This is a genomic window from Streptococcus sp. CCH8-C6 (genome assembly GCF_001557225.1).
In the GTDB taxonomy this organism is placed as follows: domain Bacteria; phylum Bacillota; class Bacilli; order Lactobacillales; family Streptococcaceae; genus Streptococcus; species Streptococcus sanguinis_C.
The window spans coordinates 1-239 of the sequence record NZ_LSJN01000057.1 but is presented as its reverse complement, the minus strand read 5'-3'; the positions used below and the strand labels follow the sequence as shown (position 1 = coordinate 239).

The following is a 239-nucleotide window of genomic DNA, read 5'->3' as shown; positions in this document are numbered from 1 at the left end:
TCTGGTGGTCCTCGCCGCGGCGGCCCTGGGCTGGCAGGGCGGCATCTCGCACTTCGCCTACGAGGGCATGGACCTGATGCCCCTTTTCGCCATCCAGATGATCACCGCGGGCCTCGTTCTGTGGCCCCTGGCGCAACCCGACACCGGCGCCCAGAAGGGCCTGGTGATCGGCGGCCTGCTGCTGGCCGGCGGCCTGGCCATGACGCTCATCATCCGGGCGGAAGACCCGTGGACGCCCC

At 71.1% G+C, this 239-nt stretch carries 1 protein-coding gene; it reads left to right on the top strand.

Features of this window, described 5'->3' with window-relative positions; all coding sequences use genetic code 11:
* The coding region (locus AX677_RS09420; RefSeq protein ID WP_197416888.1) for a hypothetical protein at positions 1-239 on the top strand (239 nt) is incomplete at both ends.